We start from the raw sequence: 20268 nt of genomic DNA on the forward strand, positions 1-20268 counted from the left end.
GTGCACGACCGGCGCCCGAGGGCGTCGGTCCGGCTGTCCGGTGCTGACGGTCCGGCTGCGAGTGTGCGGAAGGGACTGCCTCGCTAGGTAGACCGCCGCGACGGATCAGGGGCACGAGGCGCGCCGTTGCGTGGTGCGCAGGCCTCGCCTGAGTGGTGGGACGTCTCGCGCGCGCTACTCATCCGCACTCCGCCGTGCGGTCGAGGCCGCACCCCGCTCAGAGGCGGAACGTCGCCGTCCGCGACGCCATCTCGCGCGAGCCGTCCGCGACCCGGCCCATGTCGTCGTCCACCCGCGCGAGCGCCCCGGCGCTGGTCTGCGCTGACGCCGCGACCGTCGTGATGCTCTGCGCGATCTCCCCGGCACCGGCCGCGGCCTCGGCGACGCCGCGCGCCATCTCGGCGGTCGTCGCGGTCTGCTCCTCGACCGCCGAGGCGATGGTCAGCTGGTAGTCGTTGATCCGGGCGATGATCGCGGAGACCTCGTCGATCGCCGCGACGGCCTCGCCGGTGTCGCCCTGGATCGCCTCGACGCGGCGCGCGATGTCCTCGGTCGCCTTCGCCGTCTCCTGCGCCAGCTCCTTGACCTCGCCCGCGACGACCGCGAACCCCTTGCCGGCCTCCCCGGCGCGAGCGGCCTCGATCGTGGCGTTCAGGGCCAGCAGGTTGGTCTGCTCGGCGATGCTCGTGATCGCCTTGACGACGGCGCCGATCTCCTGCGACGACGCACCGAGCCGCGCGACGGTCTCGTTGGTCGCCTGCACGACGCCGGTGGCCTGCGCGGCGACCTTGGCGGCCTGCGCCGCGTTCTGGGAGATCTCCCGGATGCTCGCGCCCATCTGCTCGGCGCCGGCGGCGACGGCCTGCACGTTGCGGGACACCAGCTCCGCCGACGCGGCGACCCCGGCCACCTGGCTGCTGGTCTCCTGCGCGGCGTGGGCGCCGTCCGACGCGACGCCGCGCAGCGTGCCGACGGTGCCGTCCGTCTCGCGGGCGGTGCGGGCCACCTCGCCGACCAGGCTCGACACGGAGTCGATCGCCCGGTCGAGCTCGCGGCCGGCGACCGAGATCTCCCCGCCCGCGTCCAGGCCGGTGCGCTGCGTGAGGTCGCCCTCGGCCATCGCCGCGGCGACCCGGGCGATGCGGGTCGCGGGACCGGCGACGTCCCGGGTGACCTTGCGCGCCGCGTAGGCCGCGAACAGCGCCGCGACGACGCCGAGCACCAGCAGCACCAGACGTCCGCGCTCCTGGGCGGCGCGCTGCTCCTGCTGGAGGTCGGCGACCCGCTCCGACGCGGACGCGTCCACCGCGTCCGCCAGCGCCAGCACGTCGCTGTAGGCGGCACCCGCGGCGCCGCCGTTGATCGACTCCAGCGCCGCGAGGTAGCCCTCCTCGGTCCCGGTGCCGAGCAGGTCCACCACCTCGGCGTCGCCCGCGAAGAACGAGTCCCACGCGGGGGTCAGGGCCGCGAACGACGCCTGCTCCTGCTCGGTCGCGCCCGTGGTGTCGAGGTCGGCCAGCCAGGCGCGGACGGCCTCCTGCGCGGCGAGCTGGCCCGAGCGGTTGTACGCGTCGTCCGCGAGCGCGGCGTCCGCGCCGTACGCCGCGACGTCCGCGACGACCAGGCCCTGCCAGCCGGTGGCGTCGGCGATCTGGAACCGGGCCTCCTCGGCGAGGCGCAGCACCCGGTACGCGTCGGCGGTGCGGTCCGTGTACGTCCGCTGCACCTGCGCGGTGACGACGCCGAGCGCGATCGCCGCGACGATCAGGGAGGTGAGCAGCCCGAACACCGCCGCCATGCGCGACCCGATGGACTGACTACCCCACGTGCTGGACACCGACGGACCACCTTGCGACGAGACGACTGATCTCCCGTCCTGATCGGACCGGGACGCGCCGGCGGGAGGCGTGCGTCCGGGTGAACCGGTCCCCGGCGTGCGGCGGTGGAGGGGCGCGCGCGATGCTGGACCCGGCGCGCCCCGGTGCGCCGGCCCGCACCACCCGCGACCCGGAGGTCACCCGTGCAGCACCGCAGCCTCGGCCCGTACACCGTCTCCGCCATCGGCCTGGGCGCCATGCCCGTGTCGATGAACCAGGACGACACCTACCCCGAGCCCGCCGACGCGATCGCCACGATCCACGCCGCGCTCGACGCCGGGGTGACCCTGATCGACACCGCCGACATCTACGCGCCCACCTGGGACCAGATGGGGCACAACGAGCGCCTGGTCGGCGAGGCCGTCCGCACCTGGGGCGGCGACACGTCGCAGGTGGTCGTCACGACCAAGGGCGGCATCACCCGGTCGGAGGGCGAGGTGTGGGGCCGCGACGGGTCGCTCGCGTACCTGCGGGGCGCGGTGGAGAAGTCGCTGCGCGAGCTCGGGGTCGAGGCGATCGACCTGTACCAGTACCACCGCCCGGACCGCTGGATGGTCTACGGCGAGGTGATCGAGAACCTGGCGACCCTGAAGCGCGAGGGCAAGGTCCGCGAGATCGGCATCTCGAACGCGAGCGTCGAGGAGATCGAGATCGCCCAGCAGGTGCTCGGCGAGGGCGGCCTGGTCAGCGTGCAGAACGAGTTCTCCCCGCGGCACCCCGGCAGCTACGACGAGCTCCGGTACTGCGAGCAGCACGGCATCGCGTTCCTGCCGTGGAGCCCGCTGGGCGGCACCGGCGGCGGCGCGCGGGCGGTCGGCGACCGGTTCGCGGCGTTCCGCGAGATCGGCGAGGCCCACGGGGTCAGCCCGCAGCAGGTCGTGCTCGCGTGGGAGCTGGCGCTGAGCGACGCGCTGATCGCGATCCCCGGGGCGCGGCGGCCGGCGTCGATCACCGACTCCGCCGCGGCGGCCGACCTCCGGCTGTCCGGCGACGAGGTCGAGCGGTGCTCCCGGGCCGTGGGGCTCGAGGTCGGCTGAGCCGAGGGGTCGGGGTCAGCGGCACCCGGTCAGGGCGGCGTCCACCGCCACCTCGACCGGGTGCAGCTCCGGCCGGGCGCGCAGGAACTGCACCGGGCGGGTGAGCGACCCGCCCTCCCACGGGACGTCCGCGGACACCTCGACGACCAGCGGGGCGATCTTGGTCGCGATCGCCGAGGGCGCGGCGCCCGGGTGCGCGACGGGCGTGATCTGCCGACCGAGCGCGAGCCCCGCCGCGAGGCCGAGCGACAGCGACCGCCCGACGGGCACCAGCTCGCCGTCGCGGGGCAGCGCGAGCAGCAGCACGCCCGGCTGCGCCGGTGACCCGGTGACCGCGGTGGCCACGAGGTCGAGCGCGGACCGGTGCTTGACCTTGCGCCAGTCGCGGGTGCCGGCGCGGTAGGGCTGGTCCAGCCCCTTGGCGACGAGGCCGTCCGCGCCGGCGCCCGCGAGGTCGCGGAACCACCGGGCGGCGACCTCCACGTCCCCGGTCAGCGGCGAGGTCGCGAGCGCGCCGGTCCAGTCGGCGGCGACCTCGTCCAGGGCCATCCGCCGCTCCATGAACGGCAGCTCGCGCGCGTCCACGTGCTCGCGCTGGATCAGGTCGAACGCGATGAACCCGGCCGGTGCGGACCGGGCGAGCGCGGCGGGGTCGGGTGCTGTCGCCCGGCGCTGGAGGCTGCCGAAGTCGACGCGGCCGTGCTGCCAGACGACGAGCTCGCCGTCCACCACGGTGCCCGGCGGCACCTGCTCGCCCACGGCGGCCGCGACCTCGGGGAACGCCGCGGTGAGGTCGGCGCCGTACCGGGACCGGAGCATCGTGCCCGGGCCGTCCGCGAGCGCCAGGACGCGCATGCCGTCCCACTTCGGCTCCCAGGCCGTGCCGCCGGGGAGGCCCACGGTGTCCTGGAGGTGCAGCGCCACGCGGGCCAGCGCGAGGCCGCTGGGATCCTCCGGGGTGCGGGACACGGGGTGATCTTAGGGTGAATTCTGTCCGAATCGTCCCGGTTTGCCGTTTTTCCCTCGACGGAGTGGCCGGGGGTACCGTCGACGGCAGGCACGAGGACGCGGAGGGCGACGTGGCCGAGCACCGGATCTTCAGGACCAGCTTCGCGAGCATCTACCCGCTCTACGTCGCGAAGGTCGAGCGCAAGGGGCGCGACCGCGCCGACGTCGACCGGGTGATCGCCTGGCTGACCGGCTACGACGACGCCGGGCTGCGCCGCGTGCTGGACGACGAGGTCGACATCGCGACCTTCTTCGCCCAGGCCCCCGCGATGAACCCCGACGCCTCGCTCATCACCGGGCTGATCTGCGGGATCCGGGTCGAGGAGATCGAGGACCCGCTGATGCAGCAGGTCCGGTACCTCGACAAGCTCGTGGACGAGGTCGCGCGGGGGAAGAAGATGACGTCGGTGCTGCGCGGCGGGTGAGCACTGGCGCGCCTGCATCGACGTATGTCAATATCGAGACATGTCGATGCAGAGTCCCGTCCGCCTGGCCCCGCTCGACCGGTGGCTCCCGCTGTGGATCGGGCTCGCGATGGTGGCCGGCCTCGCGCTCGGCGGGTTCGTCCCCGCCCTCGGCGAGGCCCTGGCCGCCCTGGAGGTCGGCGGGATCTCGCTGCCGATCGCGCTCGGCCTGCTCGTGATGATGTACCCGGTGCTCGCCAAGGTCCGGTACGACCGCGTCGCCGCGGTGACCGGGGACCGGCGGCTGCTGGTCAGCTCCCTCGCGCTCAACTGGGTCGTGGGTCCCGCGCTGATGTTCGCCCTCGCGTGGGTGTTCCTGCCGGACCTGCCCGAGTACCGCACCGGGCTGATCGTCGTCGGCCTGGCCCGGTGCATCGCGATGGTCGTCATCTGGAACGACCTCGCGTGCGGGGACCGCGAGGCCGCCGCGGTGCTGGTCGCGATCAACTCGGTGTTCCAGGTGGTCGCGTTCTCGCTGCTCGGCTGGTTCTACCTCACGGTGCTGCCCGGCTGGCTGGGCCTGGACTCCGCGGGCCTCGACGTCTCGATCGGGCAGATCGCCGGGAACGTGCTCGTGTTCCTCGGCATCCCGCTCGCCGCCGGCTTCGCGTCCCGCTGGGTCGGCGAGCGGGTGCGCGGCCGCGACTGGTACGAGGAGCGGTTCGTCCCGCGGATCGGCCCGTGGGCGCTGTACGGGCTGCTGTTCACCATCGTGCTGCTGTTCGCGCTGCAGGGCGACGCCGTGACCTCCCGGCCGCTCGACGTCGCGCGGATCGCCCTGCCGCTGCTGGTCTACTTCGCCGTCATGTGGGGCGTCGGGATGGCGACCGGCCGGACCCTCGCGCTCGGGTACGCCCGGTCGACCACGCTGGCGTTCACGGCCGCGGGCAACAACTTCGAGCTCGCCATCGCCGTCGCCATCGGCACGTTCGGCGCGGCCTCCGGGCAGGCGCTCGCCGGCGTCGTCGGCCCGCTGATCGAGGTCCCGGTGCTGGTCGGTCTCGTCTACGTCAGCCTCTGGGTCGGTCGCCGCTGGTTCCCCGGCACCGCCCCCGCCGCACCGTCCGGCTCCACCACAGCCCAGCAGGAGGTCCGCGCATGACCACCACGACACCGGCGCGCGAGGACTGCGCCCCGACCCCCTCGCCCGCCGAGCACGCGATGGGCCTGGACGCCGCGACCCACGTCGCCGGCACCCTCAAGGCGCTCGGCGACCCGCTGCGGCTGCGGATGCTGTCGCTGATCGCCACCTCCCCCACCGGCGAGGCGTGCGTGTGCGACCTCGCCACGGTCGCCGAGGTCGCCCAGCCGACGGTGTCCCACCACCTCAAGCTGCTCAAGGACGTCGGCCTGCTGACCTCCGAGCGGCGCGGCACCTGGGTCTACTACCGGGTACGGCCCGCCCTGCGCGGCGCCGTCACGACGCTGCTCGACTCGTTCGCCCCCGTCGCGGCCGAGGCGGCGCACCTGTCGCCTCTGACCGGCCTGACCGACGCCGAGCCCGCGCTGGAGCGGATCGCGGAGCGCCTCGCCGCCGCGTTCCCCGACCGCGACCCCGCCGCGGTGCTCACCGTCGTGCGGGAGTCGTACACCGGCCTCGCCCGGTCGTCGGCCGTCCGGTCCCACCTCGTGGTGAACACCGAGCGGTTCGCGCGGCAGCGCCTGACGGACGCCGCACGCGCCCTCGCCACCGCCGCCGCGCACCGCCCGCAGGTGCTGTTCGTCTGCGTCGCCAACGCCGGCCGCTCCCAGCTCGCCGCCGCGCTGCTGCACCACTACGCCGGGGACGCCGTCGTCGTCCGCTCCGCGGGGTCGACGCCCGCCGGCGAGGTGCACCCCGGGGTCCGCCCGCTGCTCGCCGAGCTCGAGGCCGACACCGAGGCGTTCCCCAAGCCGCTCACCGACGACGCCGTCCGCGCCGCCGACGTCGTCATCACGATGGGCTGCGGCGACACCTGCCCGGTCCTGCCCGGCAAGCGCTACGAGGACTGGGCCGTCGGCGACCCCGCCCTCGCGTCCGACACCGGGGTGCGAGCCATCCGCGACGAGATCGACCGCCGCGTCCGGGCCCTGCTCGCCGACCTGCTGCCCGACCTGACCCTGCCCACTGCCTGACCGCCCCCGATCCGCCGTGACCCTGGAGGACCCCATGACCGCGAGCACCCCGTCCGCCCTGTTCGTCTGCGTGCACAACGCGGGCCGCTCCCAGATGGCCGCCGGCTACCTGCGCCACCTGTCCGGCGGCGCCGTCGAGGTCCGGTCCGCCGGCTCGATGCCCGCCGAGCAGATCAACCCGACCGCCGTCGAGGCGATGCTCGAGGAGGGCATCGACATCCGCGCCGAGCGCCCGAAGGTCCTCACCACCGACGCGGTGCAGGCGTCCGACGTCGTCATCACGATGGGCTGCGGCGACGCGTGCCCGATCTTCCCCGGCAAGCGGTACGAGGACTGGGCGCTCGAGGACCCGGCCGGCCAGGGCATCGAGGCCGTCCGGCCGATCCGCGACGAGATCCGACGGCGCGTCGAGGTGCTGCTGGGCGAGCTCGGCGTGGAGCCGGTCGGCGCCTGACGCCGGGGCGGGCCGGGACGCCGCGTCCCGACCCGCTCCGCCGGCGCGCAGGCTCAGGCCGCGCGCGGGCTCAGGCTGCGCCGGGCTTGGCGGCGCGCACGACGGCGCCGTGCATCCCGTCCGCGACCGGGTGCGTGAACCGCACCTCGGCGTCGACGAACCCCGCCGCCGCGAGCCCGTCGAGGTACTCGGTCCGGGACAGCGCCCCGGCGATGCAGCCGACGTACGACCCGCGCTCCGCGCGCTCGGCGGGGGTGAGGTGGTCCTCGGCGACCACGTCGGAGATGCCCAGCCGCCCGCCCGGGACCAGCACCCGGAACGCCTCGGCCAGCACCGCCGGCTTGTCCGGGGACAGGTTCACCACGCAGTTCGAGATCACGACGTCGACCACCGCGTCGTCCAGCGGCAGGTCCTCGATCGTGCCCTGGCGGAACTCCACGTTCGTCGCCCCCGCCTTCTGCGCGTTCGCGCGGGCCAGCGCGAGCATCTCGTCGGTCATGTCGACGCCGTAGGCGAAGCCCGTCGGCCCGACGCGGCGCGCGGACAGCAGGACGTCGATGCCGCCGCCCGAGCCGAGGTCGAGCACCCGCTCCCCCGCGCGCAGCTCCGCGACCAGCAGCGGGTTGCCGCAGCCGAGCGACGCGGCCAGCGCCTCCGCCGGCACCGCCGCGGCGTCCTGGGCGTCGTACAGGGCGCTGCCGAACCGGTCGTCGACCACCAGGTCCTGCGGGCCGCAGCTTCCGACGCCGTCGGCACCGCCGCCGCAGCAGCCCGCGTCGCCGACGCCCTGCACCGCCGCCCGGGCGTACCGCTCCCGGACCTGCTCGCGGATGTCCTGCACCATGACTCCTCCAAGGGATCGATGACCGTCGATACCTCGCAGCCTGGCGCAGCGGTCCGGCGCTGTCAATCGACAGCCGTCGATATCTGGGCGAGGATGTCCGGATGGCCCTCGACCTGCTGCCCGTGAGCACCGCGGCGCCCTCCGCGTGCTGCACCCCCACCACCGGCGCGACCATGTCCGCCGACGACGCCGAGGCCACCGCGCGCACCCTCAAGGCCCTCGCCGACCCCACCCGCCTGCGGCTGCTGTCGATCATCGCCGCGCACGAGGGCGGCGAGGCCTGCGTCTGCGACCTCACCGACCCTGTCGGCCTCTCCCAGCCGACGGTGTCCCACCACCTCAAGGTCCTCACCGAGGCCGGGTTCGTCACCCGCGACAAGCGCGGCGTCTGGGCGTACTACACGCTCGTCCCCGGCGCGGTCGAGCAGCTCACCGCGCACCTCGGGACGCACCTGCGGGGCTGAGGCCCGGCTACTCCTCGGGCGTCGTCCGCTCCACGACCCGTTCCGCCAGGGCACCGGGCACCGCCGCCGCACCCGGGCCACCCGCGCGCAGCCAGCCGTCGAGCTCCGCCGTCACCTCCGGGCCCGCGAGCCGCTCGAACCACACCGGTGCCGCGCCGTCACCGCGCCGGCGCGCGCTCGGCCGCGCCACGACCACGTCCCCGCGCTCGCACTCGTCCAGGCAGTCCACCGTCGTCAGACGCGCCACGCCCGCGTCCGCCAGCGCCCGCAGCCGCGCCAGCTGACCGCCCGGCAACGGGTCCGCGGTGCCCAGCGTCTCGCCCGCGCACAGGGCGCAGGCCGTCAGGCCGGGGCGGTCGTGGGCGGGGCGCGCGGCGGCGGGTCGGGCGGTGGGCACGGCGCCGACTGTACGACTCCGCGCCCGTGCGGCCGGGAACCCGCGACACGACGTACGGTCGGGCGGTGACCAACAGCGCGGACGTCCGCGAGTTCCTCATGTCGCGCCGCGCGCGCGTCACCCCCGAGCAGTCGGGGCTGGCCGCGTACGGCGCGAACCGCCGCGTGCCAGGGCTCCGGCGCGGCGAGGTCGCGGCACTCGCCGGAGTGAGCGTCGAGTACTACTCCCGCCTCGAGCGCGGGAACCTCAGCGGGGTGTCGGACAACATCCTCGACGCGGTCGCCCGCGCCCTCCAGCTGGACGAGGCGGAGCGGGCCCACCTCCGCCACCTGGCCCGCGCCACCGACCCGCCGTCGCTGCGCCCCCGCCGCGTCCCCGCGCGGCAGGTCCGGCCGAACGTGCGGCGGGTGCTGGACCTGATGACCGAGGTCCCGGCCGTCGTGAACAGCACCCGGCTGGACCTGGTGGCCAGCAACGCGCTCGGCGCCGCGCTGTTCGCCCCGGTCCTCGCGACGGCCGACCGCCCGCCCAACCACGCGCGCTTCACGTTCCTGGACCCGGCGGCGCGCGCGTTCTGGGTCGACTGGGAGCGCGCCGCCGACGATGCGGTCGCCACGCTGCGCACCGAGGCCGGGCGCGCGCCCGACGACGAGGCGCTCCGGGACCTGACCCGCGACCTGGTCGAGCGCAGCGCGGAGTTCCGGGCCCGGTGGCACGCCCACGACGTCCGCCTGCACCTGACGGGCACCAAGCACGTCCACCACCCGGTCGCGGGCGAGATGGTCCTGGACTTCGAGGTCCTGGAGTTGCCCGCCGACCCCGGGCTCACGCTCGTCGTGTTCAGCGCCGAGCCCGGGACCGCCGCCGACGAGGGGCTGCGCCTGCTCGGCGCGCCCACCGCCGGCTGACGCCCACGACCCGGCGGGGCTGCTCACTGCTCGACGGAGGCCATGTTCGCGTCGTCGTGGCGGGCGCCGGACGCCGGGGTCAGGGCGTCGAGCCGCGCGATCTGGCCCGGGGTCAGCTCGATCCCGTCGGCGGCGGTGTTCTCCTCGACGCGGCCGGTCCGCCGGGTGCCGGGGATCGGGGCCACGTCCTCGCCCCGGGTGAGGATCCACGCCAGGGCGGTCTGCGCAGGCGTGGCCCCGATCGCAGCGCCGACGGCCCGGACCTCGTCGACGATCGCGAGGTTGCGGACGAGGTTGTCCCCGGTGAAACGCGGGTTGGTCCGCCGCCAGTCGTCCTCGGGGAAGTCCGCGGCGCTGCGGATCTGCCCGGTGAGCAGGCCGTGGCCGAGCGGCGAGTACGGCACGAACCCGATGCCCAGCTCGCGCAGGGTCGGCAGGATCTCGGCCTCGACGTCGCGGGTCCAGAGCGAGTACTCGGTCTGGACGGCGGTCACGGGGTGCACCGCGTGCGCGCGCCGGATGGTCGCGGCGCCGGCCTCGGACAGGCCGTAGTGGCGGATCTTGCCCTCGGCGACCAGCTCCGCGAGGGCGCCGACCGTGTCCTCGACCGGGGTGCCCCGGTCCACGCGGTGCTGGTAGTACAGGTCGATGTAGTCCGTGCCGAGGCGCCTGAGCGACCCCTCCACGGCCCTGCGGACGTTCGCGGGAGACCCGTCCGTCGCCGCGCCCCACGTGCCGTCGGCCGCGTGCGTGAGCAGGCCGAACTTGGTCGCGATCCGGACCCGGTCCCGGCGGCCCCGCACCGCACGGCCGACCAGCTCCTCGCTGTGGAAGGGGCCGTAGACCTCGGCGGTGTCGATGTGGTCGACGCCGAGGTCGAGGGCGCGGTGGATGGTGCGGATCGACTCGGCGTCGTCCAGCCCGCCCTCCGCCGTGTAGGTGCCGGCCATGGTCATCGCGCCCAGACCGACGCGTCCGACCTCGAGCGTGCCGAGATGTGCCTTCTTCATGGTCGTCCCGTCCTCGCCGTGGTGGTCAGGCGTCGTCGTGCGCGAGCGACGACGACAGGTCGCGGTGGGCGTCGGCCTGGTCGAGCAGCTGCCGGGCCTTGGTCTCGAGCACCCCGACGGCGTCGGCACCGGCGGCGAACCGGACCGGCGGGTGCTCGAGCGCGGTGAGCTGCACCAGGGCGGAGGCGAGCCGGGCCGGGTCGCCGCCCTGCTGCCCGTCCATGGACTGCCAGCCGGCGACGGTCTGCGCGGTGCGGTCGGCGTAGTCGTCGATGGACGACGCCGCGTACCGGGTGGACTCGGGGTCAGCAGCCCGGTGCGGAAGAACCCCGGCTCCACCAGCATCGTGCGGATGCCGAACGGCTCGACCTCGGGGGCCAGCGACTCCATCCAGCCCTCGACGGCGAACTTCGACGCGGCGTACGCCGAGCAGAACTCCTGCCCCGCGATGCCGGCCGTCGAGGAGATCGTCACGACCAGGCCCGACCGCTGGGCGCGCATCACCGGCAGCACCGCCCGGGTGACGTCCACCGGACCGAACAGCGTCGTCTCCAGCTGGGCGCGGAAGTCGGCGTCGGTGATCTCCTCGAAGAACCCGGCCTCGAAGTTCGCGGCGTTGTTCACCAGCACGTCGATCCGGCCGAAGGTCGCCTCGGCCTCCCGCACGGCGGCGCGCACCGCGTCCGGGTCCGTCACGTCCAGCGCGACCGTCAGCAGCGCGGGCGCGGCGCCGATCGCGGCGGCCACCTTCTGCGGGTCGCGCCCCGTCGCCACCACCCGGTGGCCCGCGGCGAGCGCGGCCCTGGCGATGTCCACGCCCATCCCGCGGCTCGCGCCGGTGATGAACCAGACCTGCGTGTCCCTGCCGTCCTGCGTCATGTCGTCGTGCCCTCCGGGTGTCGTCCTCGTCGCGCAGCGCGGCGATGCCCCCATGCAACGCCCGGACCTCGCCGCACGGGAGTCCCCGCTGAAAGGTGTTCCGACAGGGAACCCCTCCACCTCCGGCCCGTGACCGGACCGGTACGGTCGCGTGACCCTCCTGTGCTGTTCGCGCTGGTCACCGACCCGGGAGCATCGAGTCCTCAGACGATGGAGGCTCACATGCGTGGTCGGCCGGCAGCACAAGCCCGTACCGGAACCTCGTGGCGTCGACGGGAGCGTGTGGTCGCCGCAGCCTCGGTGGCCCTGCTCGGGGTGCTGGGCGCGTGCACCGCCGGCGGGTCCACCGACGCCTCGTACGGGCAGGGGACGGCGCAGGACGAGGCCGCCTCCACCGAGCAGTGGCGCCAGGCCCCCACCGACCCTCGGGTGGAGTTCGACGACTCCGCGGAGCAGGCGTTCCAGGACGTGGCGACCAGCCCGCTGTCGACGTTCGCCTCCGACGTCGACACCGCGTCGTACAGCACCATGCGCCGCCAGCTCGCGCAGGGCTCCGCCCCCGAGGGCATCCGGATCGAGGAGCTCGTCAACTACTTCGACTACGACTACCCCGCCCCCGCGCCCGACGCCGCCGACCCGTTCACCGTGACCACGCAGGTCGCGGACGCCCCCTGGGCGCCCGAGCACCAGCTCGCGATGATCGGTGTCCAGGCGACCGACGCCGTCCCGACCAGCCGCGGCAACAACGTCGTGTTCCTGCTGGACGTCTCCGGCTCGATGGACGCACCCGACAAGCTGCCGCTGCTCGCCGAGTCGTTCGCGCTGCTCGTCGAGGAGCTCGACGAGGACGACACCGTCTCGATCGTCACCTACGCCGGCAGCGACCAGGTGCTCGCGGACTCCGTGCCCGGCGACCGGCGCGAGGAGCTCGTCAGGATCCTCCGGGACCTCAGCGCCGGCGGGTCCACCGGCGGGGCGGCGGGGCTGGAGACCGCGTACGAGCTCGCGACCGAGAACTTCATCGAGGGCGGCAACAACCGGGTCGTCCTGGCGACCGACGGCGACTTCAACGTCGGCCCGTCCGGCCCCGACGAGCTCACCGAGCTCATCGAGGAGCACGCCCGCACCGGGGTGCACATCTCGGTCCTCGGGTTCGGCATGGACAACCTCAAGGACAGCACCATGGAGGCGATCGCCGACCACGGGAACGGCAACTACGCGTACATCGACACCCTCGACGAGGCGCGCAAGGTCCTCGTCGACGAGTTCGACTCCACGATGTTCGTCGTCGCCCAGGACCTCAAGGTGCAGGTCGAGCTCAACCCCGTCACCGTCGCGGAGTACCGCCTGATCGGCTACGACAACCGGCGCCTCGAGGACGAGGACTTCGACGACGACACGAAGGACGCCGGGGACGTCGGCGCCGGGCACTCCGTCACCGCGTTCTACGAGCTCGTGCCCGCCGACGGCAAGCGACCCCGCGACGACCTCGACTACTCCCGCCGCACCACGTCGGGCTCGGACGACTTCCTGACCGTGCACGTCCGCTACAAGGACCCGGGCGCGACCGAGAGCACCGAGGTCGTCGTCCCCGCCGGCGCCAAGGCGTACACCCGCTCGCCGTCGGCGGACTTCCGGTTCGCGTCCGCCGTCGTCGAGTTCGGCCTCGTGGCGTCCGGCTCCGAGCACGCCGACGGCGCCGACACCCGCCGCGCCCGCGACCGCGCGCAGGACGCGCTCGGGGACGACCCGTACGGGCTGCGGGACGAGTTCGTGGGGCTGGTCGGGGAGTACGAGGAGATCACGGGGTGAGCGGCGGCCGGATCGACGACGCGTGACACGATGCGGCCGTGACCGACGACTCCCCCGCCACGCCCGCCGACGAGCTGTTCCAGGCGCTCGCCGACCGCCTCGAGGGGACGGCGTACGTGGTCGAGCGCACGACCGACGGTCTCGTGGTGCGCAGGGACCTCGCGGACGAGCAGTGGTATGCCCAGCAGCACGGCCGCGAGCGCCGGACGGTCGTGCAGCACCACGTCGTGCTGCACGAGGACACGCAGCTCGTGGAGATCACGGACGAGCACGTCGAGGTGAGCCGGCGCTCCGGGTCCAGGGTCCCGGCGGTCGACGCGAGCACGGTGCGGGTCGCCCGCCGCCGCGGCCGGATCCAGGAGGTGTCGTTCAGCACGACCTTCGGGCGTTCGCCGTCCGGGCGGTGGGAGCGACGGGAGTCGCATCGGTTCGACACGGCCGAGGCGCACGAGCACATCCGCGCGGTGGTCGCGGAGCAGGGCTGGGTCGAGCGGGCCGGACGGACGCAGCGCTCCGCGACGGGGGCGGCCGTCGCCGGTGTCGTCGTCGCCGGGCTGACGGTGGCGCTGCTGGTGATCGCGTGGGTGCTGCGCCTGTTCTAGGCGGCGCCGCCGAGGGCGTGAGAGATCCCGGCGAGCATCTGCAGGTCCGCCGCAGGTGCGCGCATGTCGTCCAGCCTTCCGCACGGCGGCCGCCCGGCCGCGAGGGCTCCGGACTGCTACTCCGCGTACCCGCCCACCTGGCGGGCCAGCAACCCGACGACGTCGGTCGCCGCGACGCGGTCGAGCAGCGGCCCGACCAGCATCGTCCGCGGCGTCCCGCCCTCGACGAGCCGCTCGACGAACGGCCGCCCCACGAAGGGGTTGGCCCCGCCGGACGAGCCCGGCACCAGCACCCACTCGCCGCCCGCGGCGCCGAGCGCCACCTCCCCGAGGTACGCCTCGAACGCCGCCAGGAGCTCGGCGTCGCCCGACGGGCCGATCCTCCCCGCGGCCGCGTCGGCCCGCACGAGCTGCTCGAGGCCCGGCAGCGACGCCACGCTCCCGTCGAGGACCGCGCCGCCGGGGCGCGACCGCAGCCACGCGACCCGGCGGGCGACGCTCCCCGTCCACGCGTCGAGCTCCGGCGACCCAGGACGCCGCCCCGTGCGGATGCCCGGCACCGGCTCCCGCTGCGGCTGCCAGCCCTCGGACTCCGCCGCACGCCGCTCCTCGACGTTCGCCGCCTGGCCGTCCCAGACCTTCGTGAGCACCTGACCCGTGCGGCGGGCCAGCAGGGACGTCATCAGGTGCAGCGGGGAGATCGGCGTGCGGTCCAGCGTGTCGAGCCGGACCACCGGCCGCCCCGAGAAGACGTGCCGCGGGTCGTGGTCGACGGACCACCCGCCGCCACCGAGCCGCAGGTAGCACTCGCCGATGTACCGCGTGGCGCCGTCCATGAAGTCGGTGTCCTGCTCCTGCGCGAACGCGTCCGCGCTCGGCCAGCGGTCCAGCATCAGCTGCTCGAGCCCGGCGAGCGACTCCCGCGTGAACCCACCCGGCCACTCGCGCGGCGTCAGGAAGTCCTCGAACCGCGCCAGCCGCGGGTGCATGTCCCTGAGCCACTCCTGGAACAGCTGGTCCTGCTCGGGCGTCACGGGCGCTCCTCCTCCGGTGCTGGTCAGCGGGACGTTCCCGAGCCTACGGATCGGGTGCGACGGCCGCCCGGCCGGGCAGTGGGGCCCAGGGGACAGGGCCAGGCGGTACCGTCGGTGCCGTCGCACGCGGGGTCTCGCCCGCGCGCGTCGGGGCCTCTAGCTCAACTGGCAGAGCAGCGGACTTTTAATCCGCGGGTTGTGGGTTCGATCCCCACGGGGCCCACTTGACCTGCGGTTCTACCCTCGGGGGGCCGCAGGGTCACTCTCAGAGTCACTCTCTTGGTCCGCGACGGAAGCGAACCGCGGCGTGCGGTCACGCAGGTCAGCGACCACGGTGGATGCCGGAACGCGAGCGATGTAGTGATCCTGAAGGACCTTGATCCGTCCGTGCCCAGTCTGGCCCGCGATGTGGCGATCCGGGGCGCCAGCGTCGTGGGCGTCCGTGACAAGGGTGCGCCGGAACGTGTGCGACGACGCCCACGTCATCGGCTCCCCGTCATCCCCGACACAGGAGTCGCAGAGTCGCCGGACGCGCTTGGTCACGAAGGACATCTCCCGCGGTTGGGTCGTGTCCAGGGGGTTCGGGAACACGTATGCAGTCAGCGGGGACCTCACCCGACGCTCACGCAGGCGCTCAGTGAGGTCCTGAGGCAGGGCGAGCCGGCGGAGGCTCCGCTTTGTCGAACCGTACTCAGAACGCACGAGACCAACCCCCGCAACCCGAGTGATCGTGTGGACGCCCGTCTGGAACCAAGCACGCCGAGGGTCGAGGTCCGTCCCCGCGGCCCAACCGTCACCCTCGAGATCGAGGTCGTCCCACAGAGTCGCGAGCGCCGCTCCGAGTCTCACGGCGGTGCCGTCCAGGAATGCCAGGAGATCGACGAGGTCGTCGCCTCGCCGCTCCGGAGTCGAGCACGCGGCCTCGAGGAGGCGCTCGACCTCAGCCTTGCTGAACGCACGCGAGTGGTCGAGGTTTGCGCCCGGCCCTGGACGCTTCGTAGGTTGCCGAACCCGGAGGCGCGCACGCTCCGCTTCCACGACGCGTTGCGATGGCGTCGTCGCGTCGCGTACCGGGTTGGACGAGGCGTGTGCCTGCGCGATCGCGTAGCGGAAGACAGTTGAGAGCACCGATCGCGCCGTACGAGCGGTCGGGATGCCGGCTGTCGCCGCCACGGTCAGCAGCCACCCACTCACGTCTCGGGGTTCAACCTGCCGGATCTTCAGTTTGGCGACCCTCGGAAGCGCAGCAGGCACGAGCCATCGGCGAGCGGATGACTCGTAGACGCTGAGCGACGACGCTGCGACGTCATGTCGTTCCGGGGCCTCAAGCCACAGGCGCACGACTTGCTCGACTGAGAAGTCCGTCCGCTGCCGAGCAGGGTTCGACTCGTCCAAGAGTGCCTGGAGGACACCGACCAGTCGACGCTCAGCCGCGTCCTTGGTCTTCGCGGTGGCGTCGCGTTTGACGACTTCACCTGTCCACAGACGGACGGACGCCTGAGCGCGCCAGCGGTCGATCTTGGTGCGCTTGTCGTTGCGGGCCGCGGTGCGCCACCGCCCCGTTTCGGGGTCTCGGACTTGTCGATAGGCGCGGGGCTGCTTGGGGGGTGCACCAGCGAAGAGCGTTGCCGCCATCGTCAGTCCTCCGTCTCGGTCGACGGGACCGTACCGGCAGCGCCCCACGTCATGCGGCCTGCTCGATCAGCGTGGCCTCGTACTGCTGGATCGCTCGGAGCGGGTAGCGCACCCGGCTCATCAACTTGATGTGCGGCACGAGGGACCTGCCGTCGGAGCGTGCGTTGGCGAGGCTGCCTGCGCGGACCTGCCACCGATCAGCGAGCTGCTGCTCGGTGAGGAAGGGACCTTCGACCGCGTAGTCAAGATTATGTGGGGTGAGGCGTGATGAAGTCATACGTGCATGATGCGTCGTGGCCTATACGGACAAAAGGGTTGCCTCGCCCCCGACATGCCGACCTCAGCACCCCGTCGTGCTAAACCGGCCGTCATTTAGCACGCCAGCGTGCCAAATGTTGCCAAGGGCGGTGGCGCACGATGTGGTGGCACACCGCCAGATGCGGTCCCGAATTTCACCCACCGTGCCGGATGAGCCTGTTACGGTCGTGAGCCATGTCACATGGACAGAGGGCTTTGGTGTTGGGCGGGACTGAGTTCCTGGGGGTTCACCTCGTCGAGGCGCTCGTGGCGGCGGGTTGGGACGTGACACTGTTCAACAGGGGTGTCACGCAGCCGGACCTGTTCGACTCGCTCGTCCGACTGCGAGGCGACCGCGACGGTGATGTCTCCGCGCTCGAGGGCCACGCGTGGGACGTGGTGTTCGACCTGTCGGCCTTCCATCCCGACCAGGTCGACCGCACTGCGGCCCACCTGGCGGACGCGTGCGGGCACTACATCTTCGTGTCGAGCGTGTCCGCCTACGCCGACTTTCGTGGTCCCGGCACGACGGAGGAGGCACCCCTCGGCCAGCTCGACGGTCCCATGCCGGCCGAGGTCGACGGGGAGTCCTATGGTCCGCTCAAGGCGCTGTGCGAGGAACGCGTCACCGATCTGTTCGCGAGTCGGACGATCATCCGGCCGACGGTCGTCGTCGGGCCTCACGACCCGTCGGACCGTCTGACGTACTGGGTGTTGCGGCTCAGCGAGGCCGGGCAGCACGTCGTCCCGCCCGACTTGGACTCCGCGGTCCAGTACATCGACGCCCGTGACTTGGCCGCCTGGATGGTCCAGCTGGGCGCGACCCGCGACGACGGGATCTACAACGCGGCTGCCGACAGCGTGCCGTTCGCTCGCCTCGCCCAGGTCGTCGCGGACGTCACCGGCGTGGAGCTGCGACCCGTGCAGCTGACCGAGGAGCAGATGGCCGCGGAGGAGGTTCGCCCGTGGCTGGACCTCCCGATGTGGCTCCCGCCCGCCGATCTCGACATGCGCGGCTTTTTCCAGGTCGACGCCTCGCGCGCGGTAAGCGCGGGACTGACTACGCGCCCGCTGACGGACACCGTGCGGGACACACTGAAGTGGGCGCGCGCACGCGACGCCGACGAACTTCGCTTCGGCCTGAGTCGTGAGCGGGACGCTGAACTGGCCGCGCGGTACGGGGGTACGGCGTGAGGCAGGTCCTCGAGCAGTACCGCGGGATGGGGCCGTTCCTGGTGCTGTGGAGCGGACAGCTCGTGAGCCTGGTTGGTGGCGGAATGACGCGCTTCGCGTTTGTCTTCTACGCCTACCAAGCTGGCGGTCGTGCGACCGAAGTGACCCTGGTGGCGCTCGCGTCCTTCCTTCCCCGCATGGTGCTCAGCCCGAGCGCCGGTCATGTGGTCGACCGGATCGGCGACCGTGCGAGCTTGCTCATCGCCGAGATCGGGAGCGGTGCGGTAATCCTCGCCGCGGCGCTCGTGTACTTCTCCGGCAACCTGACGCTCGGGTTGCTCTATGCCGCCGCGGCGGTTGCCGGGTCCGTGGAAGCGCTGCAATACCCGGCTTTCTCCTCAGCCGTAACCACGCTCGTGCGCAAGGATCAGCTCGCGCGTGCGGACGGACTGCTCGGTGCGGCCCGCAGCGGCTCTGACCTCGCGGGGCCTGTGCTGGCTGGCATCCTGGTGGCCGCGGGCGGGGGTCTCGGCATCGTCGGGTCTGCTGCACGAGTAGGTGACACCCACCTGTGGTGCCGGGAGGCGCCGCTGGAAGGATGTGCACCGTGCCCAGGCCCTATCCGAAAGAGTTCCGCGACGACGTCGTGGCCGTGGCTCGCCGCGGGGACGCTCCGATCAAGCAGATCGCTGCCGACTTCGGCATTGCCGAGTCGTGTCTGCGCAACTGGCTGCCTGATGCCGACGTCGCGGACGGCAACCGTCCCGGTGTGACCCGGACCGAGTCCGCCGAGCTGCGCGAGGCGAACCGGCGTATCCGCCTGCTTGAGCAAGAGAACGAGGTCCTGCGCCGCGCGGCCGCGTACCTGTCCCAGGCCCACCTGCCGGGAAAAGGCTCTACCCGCTCGTGAGTGAGCTCGCCGCCGACGGGGTGCCCGTCGCGGTGACGCTGGGGGCACCTCCCGCTTGGAGCGCAGCGCGCGGGGGAACGGGTCCTGAAGCTCGCCAGACAGCCCTACTACCGGTGGCTCGCCGCGCCCGTCGGCGCGCGCGAGGTCGCCCGGGCGCACCTCGCGAACGCGTTGTTCGACGCCCACCGAGACGACCCGGAGTTCGGGCACCGGCTCCTGGCGGACGAAGCCGCCCGCGCCGGTCTGGTCGCGTGCGACCGCACGGTGTGGCGGGTCTGCTCGGAGAACGGGTGGTGGTCGGTGTTCGGCAAGAAGTCCGCCCGCGGCGGCAAGAAGGCCGGACCGCCCGCTCACGACGACCTCGTACGGCGGGTGTTCACCGCCGATGCGCCGAACAGGTTGTGGCTCTGGGACATCACCGAGCACCCGACAGCCGAGGGCAAGGTCTACCTCTGCGCGATCAAGGACGTGTTCTCCAACCGGATCGTCGGATACTCGATCAGTGACCGGATGACCTCCCGGATCGCGGTGGACGCCCTGGTCAGCGCGGTGCAGCGGCGTCGTGATGTTGCCGGCTGCGTGGTTCACAGCGATCGAGGCAGCCAGTTCCGAAGCCGGAAGGTGGCCCGCGTCCTGGCTCACTACGACCTCGCCGGGTCGATGGGTCAGGTCGCCTCCGCCGGCGACAACGCCGCCATGGAGAGCTTCTTCTCGCTCCTGTAAACGTGGTTACTGTAACTACGATTACAGTACACGCGCCTCCTCCCGCAGCAGCCCGTACGCGTACGAGTCGAGCCACCGCCCGTCCCGGTGCAGCGAGTCCGCGCGGAACGTCCCCTCGCGTCGCATCCCGACGCGCTCCATCAGCCGCCAGGACGGCTCGTTGTCCGCGAAGCACACCGCCGTCAGGCGCCGCAGCCCGAGGTCGGCGAAGCACGCATCGACCAGCCGGCGCACGGCCTCCGTCGCCAGGCCGCGGCCCTGGACCGCCGGGTCGAACGCCCAGCCGATCTCGGCCTGCGTGCGCGCGGCCGCCGCGGCGACCTCCTGCTGTCCCCACCCGTCCTCGACGCGGAGCAGCAGGTCGCCCACGACGCGGCCGTCCTCCTCCACGATCACCGTCGGCCCGAGGTGGTCGGGCTGGAGCAGGCGCGCGGTGAACTCCGCCTCGTCCACGGGGAGCGAGGTCAGCCACCGCCCGACCTCGGGCAGCCGGCGGTAGCGGAACACGGCGGGGGCGTCCTCGGGCGTCGCCGGGCGCAGGACGAGCCGGTCGGTGGTCAGCGGCCAGGCGATCTCCGGGTGCGGTGCGCTCACCCCGGCAGGGTAGACCGCGCGCCGGGAGCGG

21 protein-coding genes, 1 tRNA gene and 2 pseudogenes are annotated in these 20268 nt (G+C 73.2%); 14 read left to right on the plus strand and 10 right to left on the minus strand.

Annotated features, from left to right (window positions below; translation table 11 throughout):
• Window positions 1–217 precede the first annotated feature (217 nt).
• Window positions 218–1837 carry a methyl-accepting chemotaxis protein gene (locus ACFVXN_RS10565; protein ID WP_389231475.1) on the minus strand — a complete coding sequence of 540 codons (1620 nt, stop codon included), beginning with the start codon at window positions 1835–1837 and terminating at the stop codon, window positions 218–220.
• 183 nt (window positions 1838–2020) lie between these two features.
• Here ACFVXN_RS10565 and ACFVXN_RS10570 point away from each other — a divergent pair, with 183 nt between their 5' ends.
• The gene (locus ACFVXN_RS10570) at window positions 2021–2914 is read left to right on the plus strand and encodes an aldo/keto reductase (protein ID WP_389231478.1); all 894 of its coding nucleotides are present in this window, start codon (window positions 2021–2023) and stop codon (window positions 2912–2914) included.
• Between the two features lie 15 nt (window positions 2915–2929).
• Here ACFVXN_RS10570 and ACFVXN_RS10575 read toward each other — a convergent pair whose 3' ends face one another.
• Window positions 2930–3883, minus strand: coding sequence for an ATP-dependent DNA ligase (locus ACFVXN_RS10575; protein ID WP_389231481.1), 954 nt, complete (start codon window positions 3881–3883; stop codon window positions 2930–2932).
• 110 nt (window positions 3884–3993) lie between these two features.
• Between ACFVXN_RS10575 and ACFVXN_RS10580 the strand changes: the two genes are divergently transcribed.
• Genes ACFVXN_RS10580 through ACFVXN_RS10595 form a run of 4 tightly spaced genes read left to right on the plus strand, consistent with a single transcriptional unit; the run spans window position 3994 to window position 6955 of the window.
• Complete coding sequence (locus ACFVXN_RS10580) at window positions 3994–4347, plus strand: DUF2200 domain-containing protein (protein ID WP_389232589.1); 354 nt, start codon at window positions 3994–3996, stop codon at window positions 4345–4347.
• 40 nt (window positions 4348–4387) lie between these two features.
• Entirely contained in the window at window positions 4388–5488 is a 1101-nt protein-coding gene (gene arsB, locus ACFVXN_RS10585; protein ID WP_389231484.1) for an ACR3 family arsenite efflux transporter, read from the plus strand.
• Window positions 5485–6501, plus strand: a complete 1017-nt coding sequence (locus ACFVXN_RS10590) for a metalloregulator ArsR/SmtB family transcription factor (protein ID WP_389231488.1) — start codon at window positions 5485–5487, stop codon at window positions 6499–6501. Before arsB ends, ACFVXN_RS10590 begins: the two co-directional genes overlap by 4 nt.
• 34 nt (window positions 6502–6535) lie before the next feature.
• A complete protein-coding gene (locus ACFVXN_RS10595; RefSeq protein WP_389231491.1) occupies window positions 6536–6955 on the plus strand; it encodes an arsenate reductase ArsC in 420 nt (139 codons plus the stop codon).
• Between the two features lie 70 nt (window positions 6956–7025).
• On the opposite strand, the gene arsM is transcribed toward ACFVXN_RS10595, so the two are convergent.
• Entirely contained in the window at window positions 7026–7799 is a 774-nt protein-coding gene (gene arsM, locus ACFVXN_RS10600; RefSeq protein ID WP_389231494.1) for an arsenite methyltransferase, read from the minus strand.
• Between the two features lie 101 nt (window positions 7800–7900).
• On the opposite strand from arsM, the gene ACFVXN_RS10605 reads away from it, so the two are divergent.
• Window positions 7901–8263 carry an ArsR/SmtB family transcription factor gene (locus ACFVXN_RS10605; RefSeq protein ID WP_389231497.1) on the plus strand — a complete coding sequence of 121 codons (363 nt, stop codon included), beginning with the start codon at window positions 7901–7903 and terminating at the stop codon, window positions 8261–8263.
• Between the two features lie 7 nt (window positions 8264–8270).
• On the opposite strand, the gene ACFVXN_RS10610 is transcribed toward ACFVXN_RS10605, so the two are convergent.
• Window positions 8271–8660, minus strand: a complete 390-nt coding sequence (locus ACFVXN_RS10610) for a hypothetical protein (protein ID WP_389231500.1) — start codon at window positions 8658–8660, stop codon at window positions 8271–8273.
• Between the two features lie 65 nt (window positions 8661–8725).
• Between ACFVXN_RS10610 and ACFVXN_RS10615 the strand changes: the two genes are divergently transcribed.
• Complete coding sequence (locus ACFVXN_RS10615; protein WP_389231503.1) at window positions 8726–9568, plus strand: helix-turn-helix domain-containing protein; 843 nt, start codon at window positions 8726–8728, stop codon at window positions 9566–9568.
• A 23-nt stretch (window positions 9569–9591) separates the two neighbouring features.
• Here ACFVXN_RS10615 and ACFVXN_RS10620 read toward each other — a convergent pair whose 3' ends face one another.
• Both ACFVXN_RS10620 and ACFVXN_RS10625 read right to left on the minus strand, forming a co-directional pair.
• Entirely contained in the window at window positions 9592–10578 is a 987-nt protein-coding gene (locus tag ACFVXN_RS10620) for an aldo/keto reductase (RefSeq protein WP_389232592.1), read from the minus strand.
• Between the two features lie 363 nt (window positions 10579–10941).
• Window positions 10942–11511: pseudogene (locus ACFVXN_RS10625) on the minus strand (SDR family NAD(P)-dependent oxidoreductase); the annotation flags it as partial.
• Window positions 11512–11739: 228 nt separating this feature from the next.
• Here ACFVXN_RS10625 and ACFVXN_RS10630 point away from each other — a divergent pair.
• Together ACFVXN_RS10630 and ACFVXN_RS10635 are read left to right on the plus strand one after the other, a co-directional pair.
• Entirely contained in the window at window positions 11740–13269 is a 1530-nt protein-coding gene (locus ACFVXN_RS10630; protein WP_389231506.1) for a von Willebrand factor type A domain-containing protein, read from the plus strand.
• 38 nt (window positions 13270–13307) lie between these two features.
• Complete coding sequence (locus ACFVXN_RS10635; RefSeq protein WP_389231509.1) at window positions 13308–13871, plus strand: hypothetical protein; 564 nt, start codon at window positions 13308–13310, stop codon at window positions 13869–13871.
• A 116-nt stretch (window positions 13872–13987) separates the two neighbouring features.
• On the opposite strand, the gene ACFVXN_RS10640 is transcribed toward ACFVXN_RS10635, so the two are convergent.
• The gene (locus tag ACFVXN_RS10640) at window positions 13988–14905 is read right to left on the minus strand and encodes a hypothetical protein (RefSeq protein WP_389231511.1); all 918 of its coding nucleotides are present in this window, start codon (window positions 14903–14905) and stop codon (window positions 13988–13990) included.
• 150 nt (window positions 14906–15055) lie between these two features.
• Here ACFVXN_RS10640 and ACFVXN_RS10645 point away from each other — a divergent pair.
• Window positions 15056–15128: transfer RNA gene (locus ACFVXN_RS10645), tRNA-Lys, on the plus strand.
• 14 nt (window positions 15129–15142) lie between these two features.
• Here the strand turns inward: ACFVXN_RS10645 and ACFVXN_RS10650 are convergent.
• Window positions 15143–16540 (minus strand): tyrosine-type recombinase/integrase, encoded by a 1398-nt coding sequence (locus ACFVXN_RS10650; RefSeq protein WP_389231514.1) that lies wholly within the window; start codon window positions 16538–16540, stop codon window positions 15143–15145.
• A gap of 49 nt (window positions 16541–16589) precedes the next feature.
• On the minus strand, window positions 16590–16817 hold the full coding sequence (locus ACFVXN_RS10655) for a hypothetical protein (RefSeq protein WP_389231516.1): 228 nt from the start codon (window positions 16815–16817) through the stop codon (window positions 16590–16592).
• A 215-nt stretch (window positions 16818–17032) separates the two neighbouring features.
• On the opposite strand from ACFVXN_RS10655, the gene ACFVXN_RS10660 reads away from it, so the two are divergent.
• The 4 genes and pseudogenes from ACFVXN_RS10660 to ACFVXN_RS10675 all read left to right on the plus strand — a co-directional run bounded on the left by ACFVXN_RS10660 (window position 17033) and on the right by ACFVXN_RS10675 (window position 19643).
• Window positions 17033–18031, plus strand: coding sequence for an NAD-dependent epimerase/dehydratase family protein (locus ACFVXN_RS10660; RefSeq protein ID WP_389231519.1), 999 nt, complete (start codon window positions 17033–17035; stop codon window positions 18029–18031).
• A gap of 26 nt (window positions 18032–18057) precedes the next feature.
• Window positions 18058–18528, plus strand: a pseudogene (locus tag ACFVXN_RS10665) (MFS transporter); the annotation flags it as partial.
• An 80-nt stretch (window positions 18529–18608) separates the two neighbouring features.
• Window positions 18609–18920, plus strand: coding sequence for a transposase (locus ACFVXN_RS10670; RefSeq protein WP_389231522.1), 312 nt, complete (start codon window positions 18609–18611; stop codon window positions 18918–18920).
• An 84-nt stretch (window positions 18921–19004) separates the two neighbouring features.
• Complete coding sequence (locus ACFVXN_RS10675) at window positions 19005–19643, plus strand: IS3 family transposase (protein ID WP_389232595.1); 639 nt, start codon at window positions 19005–19007, stop codon at window positions 19641–19643.
• A gap of 21 nt (window positions 19644–19664) precedes the next feature.
• On the opposite strand, the gene ACFVXN_RS10680 is transcribed toward ACFVXN_RS10675, so the two are convergent.
• Window positions 19665–20237, minus strand: a complete 573-nt coding sequence (locus tag ACFVXN_RS10680) for a GNAT family N-acetyltransferase (protein ID WP_389231525.1) — start codon at window positions 20235–20237, stop codon at window positions 19665–19667.
• Between the last annotated feature and the right edge of the window lie 31 nt (window positions 20238–20268).

Source organism: Cellulomonas sp. NPDC058312 (assembly GCF_042880135.1).
GTDB lineage: Bacteria > Actinomycetota > Actinomycetes > Actinomycetales > Cellulomonadaceae > Cellulomonas.